This window comes from Thalassococcus profundi, assembly GCF_003344785.1.
GTDB lineage: Bacteria > Pseudomonadota > Alphaproteobacteria > Rhodobacterales > Rhodobacteraceae > Puniceibacterium > Puniceibacterium profundi.
This window is the reverse complement of the sequence record NZ_QPMK01000001.1, coordinates 345,633-366,772: the sequence shown is the minus strand read 5'-3', so window position 1 is coordinate 366,772 and position 21,140 is coordinate 345,633. Positions and strand designations below refer to the sequence as shown.

Genomic DNA, 21,140 nt, shown 5'->3' with positions numbered 1-21,140 from the left:
GATGGAGCATTCGGAACTGGACGGATTGCGCGCGCGGATCGCGGGGTTGCATCCGGTGCGCGCCGTGGGCCGCGTAAGGTCCGTCGACGGTGCGGTGATCTGGGTCGGCGGGCTGACGCACGGGGCCTGTATCGGCGATCGCCTGCGGCTCTTGCGTCAGCGACGCGGCCCGCTCGACGGGGAGGTCTTGCGCCTGACCGAGGACGCAGTGGCGATGTTGCCCGACGACGGTTTCGACGGCGTGTCGCGCGGCGACCGGGTGATGGTCCTTGGCCCGCCGACCCTCGCACCCTGGGACGGCTGGATCGGTCGGGTGATCGACCCCTATGGCCAGCCGCTGGACGGTGAGCCGCTGACCCAGGGCAGCCAGTCCCGCGCCTTTTCGGCGCCGCCGCCCCCGGCCGCGCGGCGGCACGGGTTGGGGCCGCGCCTGGAAACGGGGGTGGCAGCTTTCAACACGTTGCTGCCAATCGTGCAGGGCCAGCGGATCGGCCTGTTCGCGGGTTCCGGGATCGGCAAATCGCGTCTTCTGGCCCGGTTGGCGCGCGGGGTGCAGGCGGATGTGGTTGTCCTGGCTTTGATCGGGGAACGCGGCCGGGAAGTGCGCGACTTCGTCGCCAATGTCCTGGGACCCGAAGGGATGAAGCGGTCGGTGGTCGTCGCGGCGACCTCTGACCGCTCACCGGTGGAACGGCGCCGCTGCCCGCTGGCCGCCATGACCATTGCCGAGCATTTCCGCGACCGGGGGGCGCATGTGCTCTTTCTCGCCGATTCCATTACCCGCTTTGCCGAAGCGCATCGCGAGGTCGCCATCGCCAGCGGCGAATTGCCGGCGCTGCGCGGGTTCCCGGCTTCGATGGCGCACCAGATCATGCAACTGGCCGAACGCGCCGGGCCGGGGGTGGGCGACAGCGGCGATATCACCGGAATCTTCAGCGTGCTTGTCGCCGCCTCCGACATGGACGAACCCGTGGCCGACGTGCTGCGGGGCGTTCTGGACGGTCATGTGGTTCTCGACCGCCAGATTGCAGAGCGGGGGAGGTTCCCCGCGATCGACATTCTGCGGTCTGTATCCCGCAGCCTGCCCGAAGCGGCCAGTACCGACGAAAATGCCCTCATCAGCCAGACCAGGCAGCTTCTGGGCGCGTATTCCGGCGCGGAAACGATGATCCGCGCCGGGCTGTATCGCGAAGGCAGCGATCCTCTGATCGACCAGGCCATCCGGGCGTGGCCAGAGATCGAAGGCTTTATCGGTGAGGACGCCCATGCCGACATTGCCACGTGTTTTTCGCGGTTGCGGCTGATCCTGCGACGGGTCAGCGCCAGTCCGGGACGCGCCGCCGGACCCCGATCAAACGGTCAAAGCAGCCAGGTCGCCACACGGGCCCGGTCGTAATCGCAGATATTCCGGGCGAGGCCGGGCGTCCGATGCGGGAAACAGGTGCTCGCGGCGGATCCGGTCAGGACGCCGAAGCTGTCCGGCAGTGACACTGCCACGGCGCCGCGCGAAACGGGTCGGGTGGTTGTTCGAGAAATCGAGACGAGGAAAGTCGACCTGATCGCGGACGTCTACTTTTGCGCTGCGGCGAACAGGCGGTCTTCTCGGGGTATGAGACTGCGCAAGGCTTTGAGACATTGATAGAACTGGTCCTGCAAAAGCGCTTGGGTCGCGGTTGCCAGGAGCGCGCGGCTGTCGGGGTCGGTGAGGATGCGGCTCAGCTCCTCTATCCGCGTCAAGAGGTGTTGGCGTGTCTCTTCGGCGGCGGCGTCGCCGGTCAGCACGAGCTGCGCGGCATAGCAGACCCGGCGGACCGGGGTGACCGCTTCTTCGGGGTGGATCGCATCCTTGAGCCGCAGGATGTTTGCGTTCGGCGAGACGATCGAGAGCTTGCTGCGGCGGTCGCCGTTTTCGATGACCGCGCCGTTGATCAGCACGCGTTCCTTGGGGCTGAGCTTGAGAACCAGGCCGCTCATGTCGCCGCTCCTTGCGGGTTCAATCCCTTGAGAATCGCCATATTGACTTCGATGATGGGCTTGACGCCGGCCTTGCCGGCCAGAATCCGGCTTGTATGCGCCTGCGTGAACTCGGCCAGGTAGAAAATCTGCGCGCGCAATCCATCGGGAAGCCGGTTCTGCGAATCGCTGATATCGACCGCGAAGGCGGTCCAGAGACGCCGGTTGTCGTAGAGCGCCTCGACAAGCTGCGGGAAGCCCGGCTTGCCCTTCACCGCCGCCTTGCGCAAACGGTGCGTCACGCGGGCGATCATCTCGTATTCCTTCCGACGGTCCGTTTTGGTCGTCGTCGCGGTTTGTGAATAGGCGCGGTGCGCCATGGTGTGCGCGTTCACGTCACATCCTTCCAGGGTCTGAACTTCGTTTCAAAAGCTGCCGGTGGGTTCGGGGGGCCGCCCGCGGACGGCCCCCCGAGATCCGGTCTTAGCGGAAGAGCGACAGCAGGGACTGCGGCGCCTGGTTGGCAATCGACAGCGCCTGGACACCCAGCTGCTGCTGCACCTGGAGCGCCTGCAGACGGGCCGAAGCCTCTTCCATGTCGGCATCGACCAGCGTTCCGATCCCGGACTTCAGCGAATCGCTGAGGCTGGTGATGAAATCGGATTGCGTTTCGATCCGGCCCTGGGCGGAACCGAAGGCCGCGGCCGAGTCGATTGAGGTCTGGATCAGGGATTCGATCCCCGCCAGCGCCGCAGCCGCACCGTTGTCGGTGGTCACGTCAATGCCTTCGACCAGTTCGAGCCCGCCGCCCACAACGCCGTCCGCTTCATCGATGAACGCAGTGGAATCCGACTGGTTCACCTGGGCGGAATCGAGGTCGATCGCGCTGCTGGTGTTGTTGGTGATGTCGATCTGGCCTTCGGTATCCTCGTTGGCGGAGAAGGTCAGATCCAGTCCGGCATCGGCCGCGGCCACGTTGAGGCGGGCCACCACCTGCGCGGTCACATCCGACAGGGTGTCGCCGTCGCGCGCAACGTAGCCTCCGGCCGAGTCGAAATCGAGCGCATTGCCGTCGGCATCAAGCATACCAGCCGCCGCAAAGGCAAAGGAGTTGCCGGCCAGGATCGTGTTGCCGCCGTCGGTGAAGGTCGCGAAGGTTGCGGTCGCACCGATGGCGATGCCGGTTGCGGCGCCACCGACCTCTTCGCCGGTCGTGCCGACCGTCGATGCGCCATAGCCGAGGTCCTGTTTGGCGACGCTGATGCTGCTGGCCGCAACACCCGTCCCGGACCGGTCGAGCGACGACAGGATGTCCACGTTTCTCGAACCGGCGCTGGCCACCGCCGTCGCAGCGTTGGAGTCGGATTCGGTGTTGGACAGCAGATTCAGGCCATTGAACTGAGCGGCGCCAACCACGGATCCGATCTGGTCCTTGAGCGCATCGATATCGGTCTGGATCTTGTCGCGATCGACGTTCGATTCCTGCGCCGCGACGATCTTGCCCTTCATCTGGGTCAAAAGGTCGGCCACGGTTTCGGACGCCGAACGGGCAACCGCCACGGTCGATTCGCCCAGGTTGAGGCTGTCGGAGATGCCCTTGAAGCCTTTCACGTCCGATTCCATCACCTTGGAAATCGCCCAGACGGCGGCATTGTCCTTGGCGTTTGCCACGTTCTTGCCGGTCGAGATCTGGGTCTGGATCGTTCCGAGGTTCTTGTTGATGGATTTCAGGGTTTGCAGCGCCACCATGGCGCCGTTGTTTGTCAGAATGCTTGACATGTCTTGGTGATCCTTAAGGTCTTCTGGCGCTTTGCGCCGGGTTTCAAGATCGCCGCGTTGCAGCGGCAAAGGGTCATTCTGACATTTGCAGGTACGGGCCTTCCGCCACCGCGCCGCCCTTATCGGACGCACCGTCACCTTGAACCAACCGGTCCTAACGGAATGCTAATTTCGCCCGGTCCCGTACGTGGCATTTGACATAAATCGCATCAGGCGCGGCGCTCCAGCCGTTGCGCGGGCGGTTCCGCGATATCGGTCTTGCGGCCCATGCTGTCGTAGGTTTCCAGCGTCTTGCGCAACCGCCGCAGCGCGCTGAGCCGGGTCGAGACGCTGCGGATTCCCTCGAGCGCCCGGTCGTAAAGCTGCTGGTTTCGGCTCAGGCTGGCGTGCAATTGTTCAAGCGCGGGGCGGTCGTGCAGATCCTGCGCCGCCAGCGCGTCGATCAGCCGTTCCTTGCGCTCCAGGATGTCTGCGACGTCCTCGAGCGCGCCGGAAAGCAGCGCGTTGCGTTCCTCCTCCAGGAGGCTGGAAAGGGAATCGAGAAGGTTTTGCGGGTCGGTATCAGTCATTTTCGCGTTCCTTCAGCGAGTTAAACAGCGATTCGGCCAGCCCGATGCCGCCACGGTCGACCAGCGCGCGGGCGTGCTGGTCGACGAGAAAGGACGCAAATTGCTCTTCCCCGATACCGCCGCCGAAACTGCCCGACGGCTTGCCGAGCCCGGAAGCCTTCAGCATTTCCGACAGGAAACTGGCTTCAAGCTCCTTGGCAGCATCGAAAAGCGCGTGATCGCGCGGCGTCGCCGGAGTGCCGGGTTGGACCGGCAGGGAAATGGTCATCGAGTCGCTCCAATTCGAGTCACTTTCCGAAAGGTGCCATTCAGACGGTAAAGAACCGGTAAGGATCGGCGGGTTAGACAAGGCCAACGGAAGAATTCCCGGAGGCACCATGATCGAACAGCTTGGATCCGTCGTTCGCACACCACAGGCCCCCCGCCTGACGGTCGGCACCACGGACGCCCCGCGCACGGATTTTTCGGCGGTGATTGCATCGCTCGAGCCGAAGCGTGGGGCCGATTCAGACGGAACCGGCACGCATGACGCGGAGTCCGAGGCATCCCAAACCGAGACGTCGGGCCGTTCCACGAACACGGAAGCACACCCGCACCGCACCGAAGAGTCCGATCTGCCTGACGAAAAAACACCGTTCACGCACCGACCCGATGGCCCGTCTCCGAACATCGACGGATCGTCGGAGGACGCGATCGCTGTGATCTCTCGGCGTATACCGGAGCGCTCCGGCAATCAAAGCATGATACCGCCGGTTGCGGACGAAGCGGCCGGTCGGGCCGACACGTCTTTCGCCCCGTCGGCAGGGCAAGGCGAGCGGATATCGGCGGCGTTTGCCGAACCGGACCATGCATCGAAAACGCGCCGACCGGCGTCACCCGATGCCAAGCCACCTCTGCCAAGTGCGAGGACGCGCCAGGACGTGCCGAACAGGGCGGAGGCGTCAAGCCGCTCGCGTCCGCCCTCCATCCGGACGGACGATGATGCCGCTCTCCCGGTGCGACCGGAAACACCGGACTTTGCTGGCGGTGTCGCGCCTGTCGCGGAACGGTCGCACGGTCTGGATACAAAAGCCGAAGACGACAGGGCGGCCGGATCGTCGCGCACTGCGTCGGGTGCGACCGAAACGCCGCCGCTTGCCGCGCCTCCTGGACAGGCGACACGGCATGGCACTTCGGCTTTGCAGGAGTCGGCCGTCGTTGTCCGAAACCACCCGGCACCCAAGCCGCGCTTGGACGCAGCTACTGCCGCGCGTCTCGGCTCCGCAGCCGATCTGGAACCGCAGCGTGCTGTGCCCGGTACCCCCGGCGTTTCGGAGCCAATACCGGAATCCGGGCACCGCGAGGAAACGCCCGTTGAACTGCGTGTGGGCGCGGAATTCGTCGCGCCAACGGGCGAAACAGAGGCAAGATATCCCGAACCTACTGTCACCCGTAAAAACGGCACGTTCGGCGTTGAGGTCCAGGCGGGTAAGGCGTTCGAGACCTCCTTGCATGCAAAAGTTTCGGATTTTCCCGGGCAGCAGGAGCGGCAAAGCCGCAAAGTCACCGGTAACCACGATCCATCCGGCGACAGCGTCACAGACCCTGTCGTCGGTTCAAGGACCGCCCACACGATGGCGGCCGCGTACCCTGCGCGCGTGAGCAACCCGGACGTTCGTGACACATCCATCGGAAAACAGAGTGCGGTGTTTTTTTCAGTCGCGCGGCACGCATCAATCGCCCCTGCAACAGGCCCGGTGCATCCATCGCACGTTCAATCATCCGTTCCGGCACTGGCGGATCAACACTCCGGAGCGACCTTGAGCGCCGAAGGTGCGACGCGCGCTCCACGTAAGATCGCCGGCGACCGCGCGCCGGCAGGGCCCGGAGCGCAACAAATGTCCGCGATGCGGAGGGTGGAAAAGCGCAGCGACCCGCCGGAGATGCCGTTGCCCGCCGGACGGTCGTTGGTCACCGAAACGGTGACGACCGCACCAGTGCCTGACCTTCCGAAAGCGCAAGGACCGGCCGCCGGTTCGGGTCCGTCCGCCGGTGCGGAAATGCACCGCTGGCCCCCCTTGCCCCAAGCGCAACCGGCCAAGCCATCCGCAACGGCAAGCGATGCGCGTCCCGTGGCCGAACCGTCTCCTTCGACGACGCCCGGTGTGGTGAGTCGAGCGGAAGACTCGCGGATGCTTGTCCCGTCCGGTCGGCTTTTTGCACAGTCCGAAAATGGTAGAGCCGCACAGTCACTTCGGCCGCGTCCGGATCGGTCTGCCTCGGCGCCGCCTGTGCCCGGTGCCGCGCCGACACACGGTATAGACCCCCCGGATGCAGGGCCGGCGCGGCGGCGGGAGTCCGGTGTATACCCCTCGGCCCGGCGGGACGGTCCAACATCGCCAACAACACCCAGCGACCCGATGCGCGCTGTGCATCCGGGCGGTACAGAGAAGTTTCAACCTGGCTCCGCATCGGCCAAGGCGATCTCCGCGCCGTTGACCGTCTCCGGCCTGCCGGGCTCGGGTCATTCCGCCGCTCCGCCGGCCGAGGCGTTTTCCACCCCGCACACCCTGCGCGATCTGATCGAGCCGCGTCGTCCCGAGGCCGCGGATGCGGCACGCGCCACCGGTTTTCAAGGCCCAAAGATGTCGAGCCCGGTGCCGACACTCGGTGCCAAGAGGTTCGCCTCGGCCCAAACCGTGCCGGTTTCCTCGGACGTTCGCACATCGGAATCTGACCTCGATCCCGGGCCTTTTGCCGTCGCCGAATCGCGCAGCGCCGCCGCGCCGCCGATGCCGGTCCAGCAGGCCAGCGCGGCAGGCCCCCATGCCGGGGCAGTGATCCGGCAAGTGATGGACGTGATCGTGCAGGCTCGCGACGGGCAGATGGAGCTGCGTCTCAACCCCGAAGAGCTGGGCCGCGTGCGCCTGCATTTTCAACCGTCAGAGCAGGGGGCGATGATCCTCACCATTTCGGCAGAGCGGCCGGAAACGCTCGATCTGCTCCGCCGCAACATCGATCAGCTTGGCCGCGAGCTTGCGGCGATGGGCTACGAAAACACCAGCTTCAACTTCGGTGAAAACCGGCGTGGCACCGGACAATCGGTCGCCGACAGTCATGCCGACACCGTGGAAACCTCACCGGGCCCGGCCGCCGACATGCCGGCCGGCGATACACCGATATCCAGGCCGCAGGACGGCCTGGACCTGCGACTGTAAAGGACGCCGATGGACATCACCCAAGCCCCCCCGCCCGCCTTTGGCGCCGAGACAACCGTCGCCGCCGGCAAGCAAGCCGATCCGCTCAGTTCCGACTTCGAAACCTTCTTGCGGATGCTGACAGTACAGATGCAGAATCAGGATCCGTTGAACCCTGTGGACTCCGCCGATTACGCGGTCCAACTGGCGACCTTTTCTTCGGTCGAGCAGCAGGTCACGACAAATGACCTGCTGCGGGCTCTGACCGAACAGATCGGCGGCGGCTCCGTGCAGCAGCTGGCGGGATGGATCGGGATGGACGCGCTGGTGCGTGCCCCGGTGGCTTTCGACGGAACGCCCGTGGAACTGCGGCCTGAATTCGCCCCGACCTCCGATGCCGGCGTGCTGGTGGTCAGGGACGCCTCCGGTGCCGTGGTCCGCAAGGACACGCTAACGCCCGACGCCGACGCGGTGTCCTGGGCCGGTGTCGATGCAAACGGGTCGCCCCTGCCGACCGGCGCCTACCGGTTCGAGTTGGAAAGCTACCGGAACGGCACGCTGATCGATACGAAACTGGCACCCGCCTATAGCCGCATCTCTGAAGCGCGCATCGATGACGGTTCGATTCTCTTGCGTCTTTCGGATGGCAGCGAAATCGTTTCGACCCTGGTGACAGGCCTGCGTGCCCCGGATTGATTGCTGTCGATGGGGACGCAACCGGATCGACATCAGTCGGGCCGGCCAGTGTGATCGGCCTTTGCGCGGATATTGCGCGAAAATGGGGCGCTGGTCGTTTCGCGGCCTGTCAAAAATGACAGGTACTTGAAGTTATTTAATTAAAACAACAATATAAGGCCTCACGAAAGCATGCCTGCGACTGGCGCCCCAGGCTGAAAAGATAGGCGAAACGCGAATTTGTTGCCATTATGCCGCGCCTGCAAACAGGATATGCCGACGTCCCGGGCTTTGCCGAAATTGCCGTTTGATGGCCAGTGCCGGCTTCTATATGATGCCGTTGCAGAGGCACATTTGTGCCCGAGCCTGTACAGTCTGGAGAATATTATGAAAAAGCTTTCGATCATTGTTGCAGCAGCAGCAGTCGCAGCGTCGGCAGCCCTTCCTGTCGCAGCCGAAAAGGCAAGCAACGATCCGTTCGTGTCCACCCAGGGCGCAACGATCCCGCCGCTTGTCATCATCGGTGGCGCAGCGCTCGTGGTCGGTATCGCGGCAGCTTCTGAGGGCGATTCGTCCTCGGGCACCGATTGATTTCCGCCTGACGGCAAGAAATAGGAAAGCGGCGGCCTTCGGGTCGCCGTTTTTCATTTTAGGGGCCCCGCGTGGAACGGGGTGGCGTTTGACCGAGCTTTGAGCATTTGTCCCGGTCGGCAACCCCGGGAGGATGCAAGGATGAAAGAGCGCAGGCCCGATGCCGCGGTGGCCCGCATTGCCGGAACGGCCTCGGACACCGACTGAACAGAACAGCCCGAAACCGGCAGTCTGCGTGACCGCCAAATGGCCTGAAATCAGTTCAGAAGAAACGGCAACAATCCGGCCAGCACACCGATGGCCAGACCTCCGGCCATCCATGACAGGCGACCGATCCAAGGGTTGCGGCTGTCGCTTGGTGGCGGCTCTGCCTGCCGGATCAGCGCCGCCTCCACCAGTTGCGGCAGACGCGGACCGAAGCGGGACACCACCAGCGCGGTCTTGCTCAGATCGCGGAGCACGGCGCGGGGGCCGATGCTCTTCTTGATGTAGTCCTCGACCACCGGCTGCGCGACTTTCCAGATGTTCATGCGCGGGTTCAGCGACCGCGCCACGCCTTCAACGACGACCATCGTGCGTTGCAGCAGGATCAGCTCGGTCCGCGTTTCCATGCCGAAGCGTTCGGTGACTTCAAAGAGATAGGCCAGCAGGCGCCCCATCGAGATGCGCGTGGCATCCATGCCGAAAATCGGCTCGCCGACGGCGCGTAAAGCACGGGCGAACTCGTCCACATCGCGGTCCGAGGGCACGTAGCCCGCTTCGAAATGCACCTCCGCCACGCGCTTGTAGTCACGGCGGATGAAGCCGAATAGGATCTCGGCATAGACCCGCCGGGTGTATTCGTCGATGTGCCCCATGATGCCGAAATCGAAAGCGATGATATCGCCGTTGGGCGCAACCTTGAGGTTGCCCTGATGCATATCGGCGTGAAAGAACCCATCGCGCAGCGCATGGTTCAGGAACAGCTGCAGCACCCGTTCGCTCAGCGCGACGCGGTCATGGCCCGCCGCATCCAGCGCCGCGTTGTCGCCCAGCGCCGTACCCTCGGCCCAGCCCAGTGTCATGACACGGCGGCCGGAATGCATCCACTTGACCTCGGGCAGCTGGAACCCGGCATCGTCCTTTGTGTTGGCGGCGAATTCCGATGCGGAGGCGGATTCGAGCCGCAGGTCCAGTTCACCCGACACCACCCCTTCGAAATGGGTGATGACATCCATCGGCCGCAGGCGGCGGGACGACGGCGACAGCAATTCCGCCATGCGTGCAGCGAGATAGAAGGCGTCGATATCCTTGCGGAAGGCTTTTTCGACCCCGGGGCGCAGCACCTTGACCGCGACGACCTCGCCGGTGTCGCGCAGCCGGGCCTTGTGCACCTGCGCGATCGAGGCGGCAGCCACCGGTTCGCTGAACTCGCTGAAGAGATCGTCGGCGGGCACGTCCAACTCGCGCTCCACCGTTTCTTTCGCCAGCTCGATCGAGAACGGCGGCAGCTTGTCCTGCAGGATGCGCAGCTGCGCGGCCATCTCCTCGCCCACCACGTCGGGACGGGTGGACAGGACCTGACCGAACTTGATGTAGGCCGGGCCCAGCGCCGTCAGCGCCCGCGTCGCCGGCGGCACGTTCGGATCGCCCTCGTAGCCCAGCCACTTGAACGGCCAGCCCAGCACCCGCGCCGCCACGCGCAAGGGCGCCGGCGCGTCGAAGGCGTCAAGCACCGCGGCCATGGCGCCGGTCCGCTCCAGCGTCGCCCCGGTGCGCACCAGCCGCCAGATGTTGTGCGGTCCGCGCATGTCAGAGCTTCCAACCGGAATGCAGGCAGGCAATCCCCATGCTCAGGTTGCGGTACTTGGCGTTGCCGAATCCGGCGGCGCGCACCATGCCCAGGAACGTCTCCTGATCGGGGAACCTGCGAATCGATTCCACCAGATACTGATAGCTGTCGCGGTCGTTGGCGATCATCTGCCCCATGGTCGGAATGACCTTGAAGGAATACTGGTCATAGGCCCATTGCATCGCGGGGTTGGGGATCTGGCTGAACTCCAGCACCATCAGCCGCCCGCCGGGGCGCAGAACGCGATAGGCCTCGTTCAGCGCCTCTTGCGGGCGCGTCACGTTCCGGATGCCGAAGCTGATCGTATAGACGTCAAAGCTGTTGTCGGGGAACGGCAGCGCCATGGCGTCACCCACCACCCAGTCGAGGCTGTCCGCCATCGCTTCGGCCTCGGCACGTTTGCGGCCTTCGATCAGCATGGGCTCGGTCAAATCCAGCACCGTGGCGTGGCCCTGTCCGGCGCGCTTGAGGAACCGGAAGGCGATATCGCCGGTGCCGCCCGCCACATCGAGCAGCCGTTGCCCGGGCCGCGGCGCCAGCCAGTCCATCATCGCGTCTTTCCAGATGCGGTGGATCCCGAGGCTCATGGCGTCGTTCATCACGTCGTATTTCGACGCGACCGACCCGAAGACCCCGCGCACGCGACCTGCCTTTTCGCTTTCCGGGACGTCCTGAAAGCCGAAATGCGTTGTTTTTTCGTTGTCTTCCGTCATGGGTCTTGCCGTTCCTTGCGCTTGATCCTTCTTATAGGGTCCCGCCCCGCCGATACAATGCGCCCGCGCAAGAGGATAGCGCCCGATGCCCGAATTGCCCGAAGTCGAGACAGTCCGTCGCGGGCTTGCCCCGGTGATGGAGGGGCAGGTGATCGCCCGCGCCGACGTCAACCGCCCCGATCTGCGCTGGCCGTTTCCTCCGGACATGGCGGCGCGGCTGTCAGGACAACGCGTCGAACGGCTGCGACGACGGTCGAAATACATCCTCTGCGACCTGGGCAGCGGAGAGACCCTTCTGATCCACCTCGGCATGTCGGGCCGGATGCTGATCTCGGGCGATCCGCTGGGGCGGTTCGTGCACGATCACCCCGCGCCCGAGAAACACGACCATGTCGTGCTGCACATGGCCTCGGGCGCGCGGGTCACCTTCAACGATCCGCGCCGGTTCGGGGCGATGGACCTGTTGCCGACCGACGAGGCCGAGGCGCACCCGCTGCTGGCGGCCATCGGGCCGGAACCGCTGGGCAACGATTTCCATGAACAGCACCTCGTCTCCGCGTTGCGCGGGCGGGCCATGCCGATCAAGTCGGCGCTGCTCGACCAAAGGATCGTCGCTGGATTGGGCAATATCTACGTCTGCGAGTCGCTTTTCCGGGCAGGAATTCATCCCGCACGCAAGGCGGACCGTATCTCTGCCGTGCGCATCGCGTCGCTGGTGCCGATTATCCGCCAGGTGCTCCGAGACGCCATCGAGGCGGGCGGATCGTCCCTGCGCGACTTCCGCCAAGCCGATGGAGAGCTTGGATATTTCCAGCATGCCTTCGACGTCTACGGCCGCGAAGGCGCGCCCTGCCGCACCCCCGGCTGCAGCGGGAAAGTGCGCCGGATCGTGCAATCAGGACGGTCATCCTTCTACTGCCGACTATGTCAAAGATAACTTGAACCAAGCGCCGCAAATGGTAAGGCTCAGGCTCTGAGCGAAACAACCGAAGGCATGTTACATGGCCTATGAGACGATCATCGTCGAAGTAGAAGACCACGTCGCCACCATCAAACTCAACCGCCCCGACGCCCTGAACGCCCTGAACTCCCAGTTGATGAGAGAGCTGAGCGATGCGCTGCGCGATGCGGACGGGAACGAAAAGGTGCGCTGCATCATCCTGACCGGTTCGGCCAAGGCCTTTGCCGCGGGCGCCGACATCAAGGAAATGTCGGACAAGAGCTTTGTCGACATGTTCCTGTCGGATTACTTCGGCAAGGAGCATGACGCGGTGACCCGTGTGCGCAAGCCGATCATCGCCGCGGTCGCGGGCTACGCGCTGGGCGGGGGATGCGAACTGGCGATGATGTGCGATTTCATCATCGCCGCCGACAATGCCAAGTTCGGCCAGCCCGAGATCAACCTCGGCGTCGTGGCCGGCATCGGTGGCACGCAGCGGCTGACGCGGTTCGTCGGCAAGTCCAAGGCGATGGACATGCACCTGACCGGGCGCTTCATGGATGCCGAAGAGGCCGAGCGCTCCGGGCTGGTAAGCCGCGTCGTACCGGCGAAACAGCTCATGGCCGAGGCCGAGGCGGCGGCCAACAAGATCGCCGAGAAATCCCGCATGACCGCGATGGCGGTCAAGGAATCGGTCAATCGCGCCTTCGAGACGACGATGAGCGAAGGCATCCTGTTCGAACGACGGATGTTCCACGCCATGTTCGCCACCGAGGACCAGAACGAAGGCATGGAGGCCTTTCTGGAAAAGCGGACGGCGCAATTCCGCGACAAGTAGCGCATCCGGCGTTTTGGGTTTGCATCCGCACGTCAGTTTGCCTAAGAGGACTCCCTACATGCGCGTGATGCCCGCTCTGGCAAGAATCGATCCGGCCGTTTGGCTCCGGTCGTGTGGACGTTACGCTGCGCACAATTTGGAACCGAAGAACCGGGATAGATCACATGGCAAACACGCCGCAGTCCAAGAAACGCGCCCGTCAGAACGAGACGCGTTTCACCATCAACAAGGCGCGTCGGTCGCGAATCCGCACCTTCCTGCGCAAGGTCGAAGAGGCGATCGCCTCGGGCGACAAGGACGCCGCCACGACGGCCCTGCGCGCGGCTCAGCCCGAGCTGATGCGCGGTGTCTCCAAGGGTGTTTTCCACAAGAACACCGCATCGCGGAAGATTTCCCGCCTGGCCTCGCGGGTCAAGGCTCTGGGTTAAGTCTTCGTAATATATGGTATAAATCTAAAAAGGCACCACAATGTGTGGTGCCTTTTTTTGTGCGCTCGAATCCTCAATGTGGATTTTGTGGCACTTCCGTAGCGGAAACAGATTCTTTTCCACAGAATGCGAGTCAAGCTTTAAGAGTAGTTGATGCCGTTCGCGCGGGGCTGGTAACTTTAGCCTGCGAGTCACTCGCTGGGGGGACAGGCTGGAAGACGGCACACATCTTGGGACCGTGCCGAATTCCGACTCTCTGATACGGGGTCAACCCGAGCAGGAAACAAAGGCTCTGCCTTTGGCCAGTCCGTATATATGCGCGGTTGCGTAACAGTATCATGACCGGACTTGGGTAGCCGGGCATAACGTCTGTGTGCGCAAGCCGCCGGAATACCGCAAGGGTTCCGCACTCGTCCGGCTTTGCCGGGCCGAGAACGGTACATTTGTGTCTTGGCGTCGATGATTCCCACGGTGCGTTTCGGCAGGTGCGCACCGATGACAGGCTGCTAATTATGGGAATGGATCAGGGACCGATGACACAGGAACAATGGGGCGCGTTGCAGGATGGATTGTGCAAGACAGTGGGTCGCAACAACTATACGACTTGGATCAAACCCTTGAAGTACAAGGGATCGGACGACGGCGTCGCCGTGTTCAACGTTCCCAGCCACTTCATGGGCACCTATGTGTCGCAGAACTTTGGGGAGTTGCTGCTGTCCCAGGTGTCCTCGGTCAATTCCAACGTCCGCCGCATTCAGTTCAAGGTCGACGAAACCCCTGCCAAGGCGCCCGCCGCGCCCAAGGCGCAACCGGCGGCGTCCAACACCGATCTGCTGTCGAGCGCGCCGCTGGACAGCCGGTTCACCTTTGATAACTTCGTCGTCGGCAAACCAAACGAACTGGCCCACGCCGCGGCGCGCCGCGTGTCCGAAGGCGGGCCGGTGATCTTCAACCCGCTGTTCCTGCATGGCGGCGTCGGCCTCGGCAAGACCCACCTCATGCACGCGATTTCCTGGGAGCTGCGCCAGCGCAATCCCGAGATGAACGTGCTCTACCTCTCGGCCGAGCAATTCATGTACCGCTTCGTGCAGGCTCTGCGCGAGCGCAAGATGATGGACTTCAAAGAGATGTTCCGCTCGGTCGACGTGCTGATGGTCGATGACGTGCAGTTCATCGCTGGCAAGGACAGCACGCAGGAAGAGTTCTTTCACACCTTCAACGCGCTGGTGGACCAGAACAAGCAGATCATCATTTCCGCGGACCGCGCACCCGACGAGATCAAGGATCTCGAGAACCGCATCCGGTCGCGCCTTCAGTCCGGCCTTGTCGTCGACCTGCATCCGACCGACTACGAGCTGCGACTCGGCATCCTGCAGGCCAAGCTCGAACTGCATTCGGTGCATTACCCGGGTCTCGAGATCGACCATGGCATCCTGGAATTCCTCGCGCACCGCATCTCGACCAACGTCCGCGTGCTCGAAGGCGCGCTGACCCGGCTTTTTGCCTTCGCCTCCCTGATCGGAAAGCCGATCACCATGGAGTTGACGCAGGATTGTCTATCCGACGTGCTGCGCGCCTCCGAGCGCAAGGTCAGCATCGAGGAGATTCAGCGCAAGGTGGCGGATCACTACAACATCCGGCTGTCGGACCTGATCGGTCCGAAGCGCGTCCGGAATTTCGCGCGGCCCCGGCAGGTCGCGATGTACCTCTGCAAGCAGCTGACCAGCCGCTCGCTGCCCGAGATCGGGCGCCGCTTCGGCGGGCGCGACCACACCACGGTGATGCACGGCGTGAAGCGCATCGAGGAACTTCAGGTGCAGGACGGCCAGATCGCCGAGGACATCGAAATGCTGCGCCGGATGCTCGAAGCCTGAGGCATTTGCGGCACCTTTCTTGCAGCAGGGGCGCACGGGCGGGGTCGCGCCCTTGACGCCCCACGAAAACCGTCCGACAAAACGCATAAAACAGGTTGGAGGTGCGCGTGGCAAAGGCTACCGTGCCCCTCCGGCGTCGGAGGGATAGGCGATGAAATTCAGTATAGAACGCGGCGCGCTGCTCAAGGCCGTCAGCCAGGCACAATCCGTGGTCGAGCGCCGCAACACCATCCCGATCCTGGCGAACGTGCTGATCGAAGCCGAAGGCGACAGCGTCCAGTTCCGCGCCACCGACCTCGACATCGAGGTGCTCGACAAGGCCCCGGCCCAGGTCGAGCGCGCCGGTGCGACGACCGTATCCGCTGTGACCCTGCACGAGATCGTGAGAAAACTTCCCGACGGCGCTCTGGTCGCACTGTCCGAAGACGGTGCGTCGGGCCGGCTGACCGTGGCCGCGGGCCGGTCGAACTTTTCGCTGGCGACCCTGCCAAAGGAAGATTTCCCGGTCATGGCATCGTCGGAATATTCCGCCAATTTCTCGGCGCCCGCCCACGTGCTGCGCCGCCTGTTCGACAAGTCGAAATTCGCCATCTCGACCGAAGAGACGCGCTATTACCTCAATGGCGTCTACATGCATGTCTCCGAAGCCGACGGCGGCAAGGTCCTGCGCTGTGTCGCGACCGACGGCCACCGACTGGCGCGCATCGATGCCGATCTGCCGTCAGGCGCCGAGGACATGCCGGGCGTGATCGTCCCGCGCAAGACCGTGGGTGAGCTGCGCAAGCTGCTGGACGACGACGACATGTCCATCGCCGTGTCGGTGTCGGAAACCAAAGTGCGCTTCGCCACGCCCGACATCACCCTCATCTCCAAGGTGATCGACGGCACCTTCCCCGACTACACCCGCGTCATTCCGCAGGGCAACACCCGCCGGCTCGAGGTCGATGCCTCGGAATTCGCCAAGGCCGTGGACCGCGTGGCCACCGTGAGCTCCGAACGCTCGCGCGCGGTGAAACTGTCGCTCGACGAAGACCGCCTGGTGCTGAGCGTCAACGCGCCCGACTCAGGTGCCGCAGAGGAAGAGCTGGCCGTCGCCTACAACGACGAACGGCTCGATATCGGCTTCAACGCCAAGTACCTGCTTGAAATCGCGAGCCAGGTGGATCGCGAGAATGCGGTCTTCATGTTCAATTCCAGCGGCGATCCGACCCTGATGCGCGAAGGCAACGATACGACCGCGGTCTACGTGGTCATGCCGATGCGCGTGTGATCGGCGGCAGGAGCCTCCGGCGGGAGTTTACAGGGCAAGATGAAGCGGGGCGCGCGGCGGCATGTATCTGACGCAGCTGAGCCTTTCGCATTTCCGGTCGCATAAGCGCGCGCGTCTTGGCGTCGATGCGCGGCCCGTGGCGATCTACGGTCCCAATGGCGCGGGCAAGACCAACTTGATCGAGGCGGTGTCGCTGTTTTCGCCGGGGCGGGGGATGCGCCGTGCCTCGGCGCAGGACATGACCCGGCGGCCCGAGGCGCTGGGCTGGAAGGTCGGCGGCGCGCTGGTGTCGCCCGACGGCGCGCACGAGATCAGCTTCCTGTCCGAGGCGGGCGGCCCGCGGCAGGTGCGCATCGACGACAAGGCGGCGGCGCAGACGGCGCTGGGGCGGATCGCGCGGGTGCTCTGGCTTGTGCCCAGCATGGACCGGCTCTGGATCGAAGGCGCCGAGGGGCGGCGGCGGTTTCTGGACCGCATGACGCTGAGCTTTTTTCCCGGCCATGGCGACCTGTCGCTGGACTACGAAAAGGCCATGCGCGACCGCAACCGTCTGCTGAAGGACCAGGTGCGCGACGCGCATTGGTACGCGGCGCTGGAGGCGCAGATGGCCCGCGCCGGTGCAGCGATCCATGCGTCGCGGCAAAAGGCTCTGGAGTTGCTTGCCGCGGCGCAAGAGGGCGCGGAAACCGCCTTTCCTGCGGCCCGTCTGACGCTCGAGACGGCCGAGGGCGAGATGCCCGAGACAGAGGCCGACCTGCGCGCCGCGCTGGCCGAAAGCCGATCCCGCGACCTGATGGCGGGGCGCAGTCTGATCGGGCCGCACCGCGCCGACCTCGGCGCGATCTATGCCGCCAAGGACGTGCCGGCGCGCGATTGTTCCACCGGGGAACAGAAGGCGTTGCTGATTTCGCTGATCCTCGCCAACGCCCGGGCGCTCGCACCGCAGTTCGGCGCGCCGCCGCTCTTGCTGCTGGACGAGGTCGCGGCGCATCTGGATGCGGGCCGGCGGGCTGCGCTCTATGACGAGATCTGTGCGCTGGGGGCGCAGGCCTGGATGACCGGCACCGGGCCCGAGCTCTTTTCGGATCTGGGGAAGCGCGCGCAATATGTCGAAGTCACTGAAACCGACGCTGTGTCCGAGGTCCGACGAATCTAGAGTGCGTTACGCGTTTCACTGGAAACGAGACGCTTCACTTGCCGTGAAACGCTTCAGCTGTAGGCGTAGATCAGCAGGATCACGCCCAGGATCACCCGGTAGATCACGTAGGGCGTAAAGCTGACCGACCGCAGCAGCCGCATCATCAGGGAGAGCGCCAGCAGGGCAGAGACAAACGCCAGCGCGGCCGCGATTGCGCCGTCGCGCGCCGCTTGCAGGTCTGCGCTGCCCACCACTTCGGCGCCCAGCAGGACGCCGGAGGCCGCGATCGTCGGGATCGACATCAGCATCGCAAGCTTCGCCGCATCCGTCCGCTTGTAGCCCAGCTGCCGGGCGGCGGTGATGGTGATGCCGGACCGAGAGGTGCCCGGGATCAGCGCCACCGCCTGCCACAGCCCCATCACCAGCGCGTTGCGCAGCGTCCAGTCGGACGCCTCGCGGACCTCGGCCCCGGTGCGGTCGGCCCAGTACAGCACGAGCCCGAAGATCAGCATCGTCCATCCGATCACCGCAACCGAGCGCAGCATGTCATCAAGGCCGCTTAATTTCAGGGCAAGTCCCGCAAGAATGACTGGAAGCGTCGCGATGGCGAGGCAGAGCGCAAGGAACGCCCCTTGCGTATCGACGCGGCCCTGCATCAACCTGAGTGTCCCGGCGGCGGCAATCCGCACGTCGGTCCAGAAGTAGAGGATCACCGCCAGCAGCGTTCCGACATGCACGGCGACGTCGATGACCTGTCCCTGATCCTGCATGCCGGTCAGAGTCGGCAGAAGGATCAGGTGGCCGGAGGACGACACCGGCAGGAATTCGGTGAGACCCTGAACGAGTGCGAGAATAAAGAGGTGGAAGAGACTCATGCCGGGTGCATCTGGCTGTTACGTGACGCCGGTATAAGCCTTTGTATTCAAATAGACAGGGAAAATTTAGGTCCGCTTTGATGCCTAAAAATGCTGTGATGCAGCAAAGTTCGCGGCCGCGACCTCCAAAATAACACATTAAAGGTCAGTACTTTTGACTTTTCTTTGATCCTGTCTTTGCGTAAAGAGACGCAACCACGGAATATGCGGAGTTGAGCGCGCTATGGCGAACCAGCCGATGTTGAAGTTTGTGAAGGTCATGCGGGACATGCCCGAAAAGCGGGATGCCAATGTCCGTGCGAAGGACTTTCAGGAAATCTACGCCGAATATGCCGACGCCAAGGCCAAGGAGCAGTCGAGCCGCTGTTCGCAATGCGGCGTGCCCTATTGCCAGAGCCATTGCCCGCTCCACAACAACATTCCCGACTGGCTGCGACTGACCGCCGAAGGCCGTCTGCAAGAGGCCTACGAGGTCAGCCAGGCCACCAACACCTTCCCTGAGATCTGCGGCCGCATCTGTCCGCAGGACCGCCTGTGCGAGGGAAACTGCGTGATCGAACAGTCGGGCCACGGCACCGTGACAATCGGCGCGGTCGAGAAATACATCACCGACACCGCCTGGGACGAAGGCTGGGTGCAGCCGATCAAGCCGCATGCGGAACGCACCGAATCCGTCGGTATCATCGGTGCCGGCCCCGGCGGGCTCGCCGCGGCGGACGTGCTGCGCCGTCAGGGAATCCAGGTCACGATCTATGACCGGTACGACCGCGCGGGCGGGCTGCTGACCTATGGCATTCCGGGATTCAAGCTGGAAAAACCGGTGGTCATGCGCCGCAACGACCAACTCGAAGCGGGCGGCGTGCGGTTCAAGCTGAACTGCGATGTGGGCGGCGACATGTCGTTCCAGGAGATTCGCGACCAGCACGACGCGGTGATCATCGCAACCGGCGTCTACAAGACCCGCGACCTGCAGGGTCCCGGCTCGGGCGCCGAGGGCATCGTGCGCGCCATCGACTACCTGACCGCGTCGAACCGCAAGAGCTTTGGCGACGCCGTGCCGGAGTTCGAAAGCGGCGCGCTCAATGCGGAAGGCAAGAAGGTCGTCGTGATCGGCGGCGGCGACACGGCGATGGACTGCGTGCGCACGGCGATCCGGCAGGGCGCCACCTCGGTCAAGTGCCTCTACCGCCGCGACCGGGCGAACATGCCGGGCTCCCAGCGCGAGGTCCAGAACGCCGAGGAAGAGGGCGTCAAATTCGAATGGCTGACCGCGCCCAAGGGTTTCAAGGGCGATCCCGTCACCGGCGTCATCGTCGAGAAGATGCGCCTGGGCCTGCCCGACGCGACCGGCCGCCAAAGCCCCGAGGTGATCGAGGGTTCGGATTACGTCGAAGACGCCGACATCGTCATCAAGGCGCTGGGATTCGAGCCCGAGGATTTGCCGACGCTCTGGGGCCAGCCCGAGCTTCCGGTGACCCGCTGGGGCACGGTCAAGGCGGAATTCACCACCGGGGCCACAGACCTCGACGGCGTCTATGCGGTGGGCGACATCGTGCGCGGCGCGAGCCTCGTGGTCTGGGCGATCCGCGACGGGCGCGACTGTGCCGAGGCGATCCTCGACCGGTTCAACGGCGCGAAATCCGTGGCGGCGGAGTAGCGTGGCGATGGGTGCGATCACGGGACAGTGCCTCTGCGGCGCCGTCACGGTGACGGTGAACGATCCACCCGGCTGGGTCGGCATCTGTCATTGCGACATGTGCAAGCGCTGGTCGGGCGCGGTCTTTGCCGTCTTTCCGTCCCGCGACTTTGCGTTCAGCGGGCCGGTGGTCGAGCATGCCTCGTCGCCCGCGTCCTTTCGCGCCTTCTGCGGCACCTGCGGAAGCCACCTGTACATGCGCGATACGGATCGCGAGGAGCGCGACCTGATGCCGGGCCTGTTCCAAGAGACGCAGGACTGGCCGGTGGCCTCCGAGATCTATACCGACCGGGCGCTCTGCTGGGTGCAGCCGGCCGGCGACCACAAACGGGCGACCGAGGCGGAATACGAAGAAAATAACCCGTCGCCGATAGGACAACCGACATGACGGCGCGTGTCTTCCTCCGCGGCGTGGCGTTCGGCACGGCCCTGAGCCTTTCCGGTTCGGCGGCGATGGCCGAGGTGACCTATGGCCCGTTGCGCTGCGCATCCAAGGACGCCCGGCCCGATCTCCTGGTGATGGTGGTGTACCGGCTTGACGCGGCCACGGTGCCGACCTGGGCCGTTCAGGCAAAGGCGGACGGTGCGGATCAACCCGTGCTGCCCTTTCTGGCGATCACGCCCGAGGCGCTGGACGGCTGCCGTCCGGACACCTTCCCGGCCTTTGTCGATGGCGAGACGTTTCTGGCCAGCGAACTAGAATTCAACAGACTCGTCGGCGCGGGTCCGATCGCGGGCCTACCCGGCCCGATTGCCGAAACCTACTGGACCCTCGTGGACTGAAGCCGCTTTAG

At 64.3% G+C, this 21,140-nt stretch carries 21 protein-coding genes; 13 read left to right on the top strand and 8 right to left on the bottom strand.

Features of this window, described 5'->3' with window-relative positions:
• Nucleotide 1 precedes the first annotated feature (1 nt).
• Complete coding sequence (locus tag DU478_RS01645; protein WP_114509178.1) at nt 2-1,396, top strand: FliI/YscN family ATPase; 1,395 nt, start codon at nt 2-4, stop codon at nt 1,394-1,396.
• Nucleotides 1,397-1,569: 173 nt separating this feature from the next.
• On the opposite strand, the gene flbT is transcribed toward DU478_RS01645, so the two are convergent.
• The 5 genes from flbT to DU478_RS01620 form a co-directional block, all read right to left on the bottom strand.
• Nucleotides 1,570-1,974, bottom strand: coding sequence for a flagellar biosynthesis repressor FlbT (gene flbT / locus DU478_RS01640; protein WP_114509177.1), 405 nt, complete (start codon nt 1,972-1,974; stop codon nt 1,570-1,572).
• Nucleotides 1,971-2,348, bottom strand: coding sequence for a flagellar biosynthesis regulator FlaF (flaF, locus tag DU478_RS01635; protein WP_114509176.1), 378 nt, complete (start codon nt 2,346-2,348; stop codon nt 1,971-1,973). The genes flbT and flaF overlap by 4 nt, the downstream gene beginning before the upstream one ends.
• Nucleotides 2,349-2,436: 88 nt before the next feature.
• Nucleotides 2,437-3,732, bottom strand: a complete 1,296-nt coding sequence (locus tag DU478_RS01630; protein ID WP_114509175.1) for a flagellin — start codon at nt 3,730-3,732, stop codon at nt 2,437-2,439.
• A gap of 209 nt (nt 3,733-3,941) precedes the next feature.
• Nucleotides 3,942-4,301 (bottom strand): hypothetical protein, encoded by a 360-nt coding sequence (locus DU478_RS01625; protein WP_114509174.1) that lies wholly within the window; start codon nt 4,299-4,301, stop codon nt 3,942-3,944.
• Nucleotides 4,294-4,569, bottom strand: a complete 276-nt coding sequence (locus DU478_RS01620) for a rod-binding protein (protein WP_114509320.1) — start codon at nt 4,567-4,569, stop codon at nt 4,294-4,296. The genes DU478_RS01625 and DU478_RS01620 overlap by 8 nt, the downstream gene beginning before the upstream one ends.
• 109 nt (nt 4,570-4,678) lie before the next feature.
• Between DU478_RS01620 and DU478_RS01615 the strand changes: the two genes are divergently transcribed.
• From DU478_RS01615 to DU478_RS01605, 3 genes are all read left to right on the top strand, one after another.
• A complete protein-coding gene (locus DU478_RS01615) occupies nt 4,679-7,498 on the top strand; it encodes a flagellar hook-length control protein FliK (protein ID WP_158545724.1) in 2,820 nt (939 codons plus the stop codon).
• Nucleotides 7,499-7,507: 9 nt separating this feature from the next.
• On the top strand, nt 7,508-8,173 hold the full coding sequence (locus DU478_RS01610) for a flagellar hook capping FlgD N-terminal domain-containing protein (RefSeq protein ID WP_114509172.1): 666 nt from the start codon (nt 7,508-7,510) through the stop codon (nt 8,171-8,173).
• A gap of 366 nt (nt 8,174-8,539) precedes the next feature.
• Nucleotides 8,540-8,743, top strand: coding sequence for a hypothetical protein (locus DU478_RS01605; protein ID WP_114509171.1), 204 nt, complete (start codon nt 8,540-8,542; stop codon nt 8,741-8,743).
• A 257-nt stretch (nt 8,744-9,000) separates the two neighbouring features.
• On the opposite strand, the gene ubiB is transcribed toward DU478_RS01605, so the two are convergent.
• Nucleotides 9,001-10,533: a 2-polyprenylphenol 6-hydroxylase gene (ubiB, locus tag DU478_RS01600; protein ID WP_114509170.1), complete on the bottom strand. Its 1,533-nt coding sequence runs from the start codon at nt 10,531-10,533 to the stop codon at nt 9,001-9,003.
• Nucleotide 10,534: 1 nt separating this feature from the next.
• A complete protein-coding gene (gene ubiE, locus DU478_RS01595) occupies nt 10,535-11,287 on the bottom strand; it encodes a bifunctional demethylmenaquinone methyltransferase/2-methoxy-6-polyprenyl-1,4-benzoquinol methylase UbiE (RefSeq protein WP_114509169.1) in 753 nt (250 codons plus the stop codon).
• Between the two features lie 85 nt (nt 11,288-11,372).
• Between ubiE and mutM the strand changes: the two genes are divergently transcribed.
• The 6 genes from mutM to recF all read left to right on the top strand — a co-directional run bounded on the left by mutM (nt 11,373) and on the right by recF (nt 17,793).
• On the top strand, nt 11,373-12,224 hold the full coding sequence (gene mutM / locus DU478_RS01590; RefSeq protein ID WP_114509168.1) for a bifunctional DNA-formamidopyrimidine glycosylase/DNA-(apurinic or apyrimidinic site) lyase: 852 nt from the start codon (nt 11,373-11,375) through the stop codon (nt 12,222-12,224).
• A gap of 64 nt (nt 12,225-12,288) precedes the next feature.
• Nucleotides 12,289-13,065 carry an enoyl-CoA hydratase gene (locus DU478_RS01585; RefSeq protein ID WP_114509167.1) on the top strand — a complete coding sequence of 259 codons (777 nt, stop codon included), beginning with the start codon at nt 12,289-12,291 and terminating at the stop codon, nt 13,063-13,065.
• A gap of 164 nt (nt 13,066-13,229) precedes the next feature.
• Entirely contained in the window at nt 13,230-13,493 is a 264-nt protein-coding gene (rpsT, locus tag DU478_RS01580) for a 30S ribosomal protein S20 (RefSeq protein ID WP_114509166.1), read from the top strand.
• A gap of 533 nt (nt 13,494-14,026) precedes the next feature.
• Complete coding sequence (dnaA, locus tag DU478_RS01575; RefSeq protein ID WP_114509319.1) at nt 14,027-15,367, top strand: chromosomal replication initiator protein DnaA; 1,341 nt, start codon at nt 14,027-14,029, stop codon at nt 15,365-15,367.
• 151 nt (nt 15,368-15,518) lie between these two features.
• Nucleotides 15,519-16,637, top strand: coding sequence for a DNA polymerase III subunit beta (dnaN, locus tag DU478_RS01570; protein ID WP_114509165.1), 1,119 nt, complete (start codon nt 15,519-15,521; stop codon nt 16,635-16,637).
• A 61-nt stretch (nt 16,638-16,698) separates the two neighbouring features.
• On the top strand, nt 16,699-17,793 hold the full coding sequence (recF, locus tag DU478_RS01565; RefSeq protein ID WP_114509164.1) for a DNA replication/repair protein RecF: 1,095 nt from the start codon (nt 16,699-16,701) through the stop codon (nt 17,791-17,793).
• A 53-nt stretch (nt 17,794-17,846) separates the two neighbouring features.
• Here recF and DU478_RS01560 read toward each other — a convergent pair whose 3' ends face one another.
• Nucleotides 17,847-18,650: an undecaprenyl-diphosphate phosphatase gene (locus DU478_RS01560; RefSeq protein ID WP_114509163.1), complete on the bottom strand. Its 804-nt coding sequence runs from the start codon at nt 18,648-18,650 to the stop codon at nt 17,847-17,849.
• Nucleotides 18,651-18,873: 223 nt separating this feature from the next.
• Between DU478_RS01560 and DU478_RS01555 the strand changes: the two genes are divergently transcribed.
• The 3 genes from DU478_RS01555 to DU478_RS01545 are packed head-to-tail and all read left to right on the top strand — an operon-like array spanning nt 18,874 to nt 21,129.
• Nucleotides 18,874-20,307 (top strand): NAD(P)-dependent oxidoreductase, encoded by a 1,434-nt coding sequence (locus tag DU478_RS01555; RefSeq protein ID WP_114509162.1) that lies wholly within the window; start codon nt 18,874-18,876, stop codon nt 20,305-20,307.
• 7 nt (nt 20,308-20,314) lie between these two features.
• Nucleotides 20,315-20,734, top strand: a complete 420-nt coding sequence (locus DU478_RS01550; RefSeq protein WP_199488272.1) for a GFA family protein — start codon at nt 20,315-20,317, stop codon at nt 20,732-20,734.
• Complete coding sequence (locus DU478_RS01545) at nt 20,731-21,129, top strand: hypothetical protein (protein ID WP_114509160.1); 399 nt, start codon at nt 20,731-20,733, stop codon at nt 21,127-21,129. Before DU478_RS01550 ends, DU478_RS01545 begins: the two co-directional genes overlap by 4 nt.
• Nucleotides 21,130-21,140: the final 11 nt, after the last annotated feature.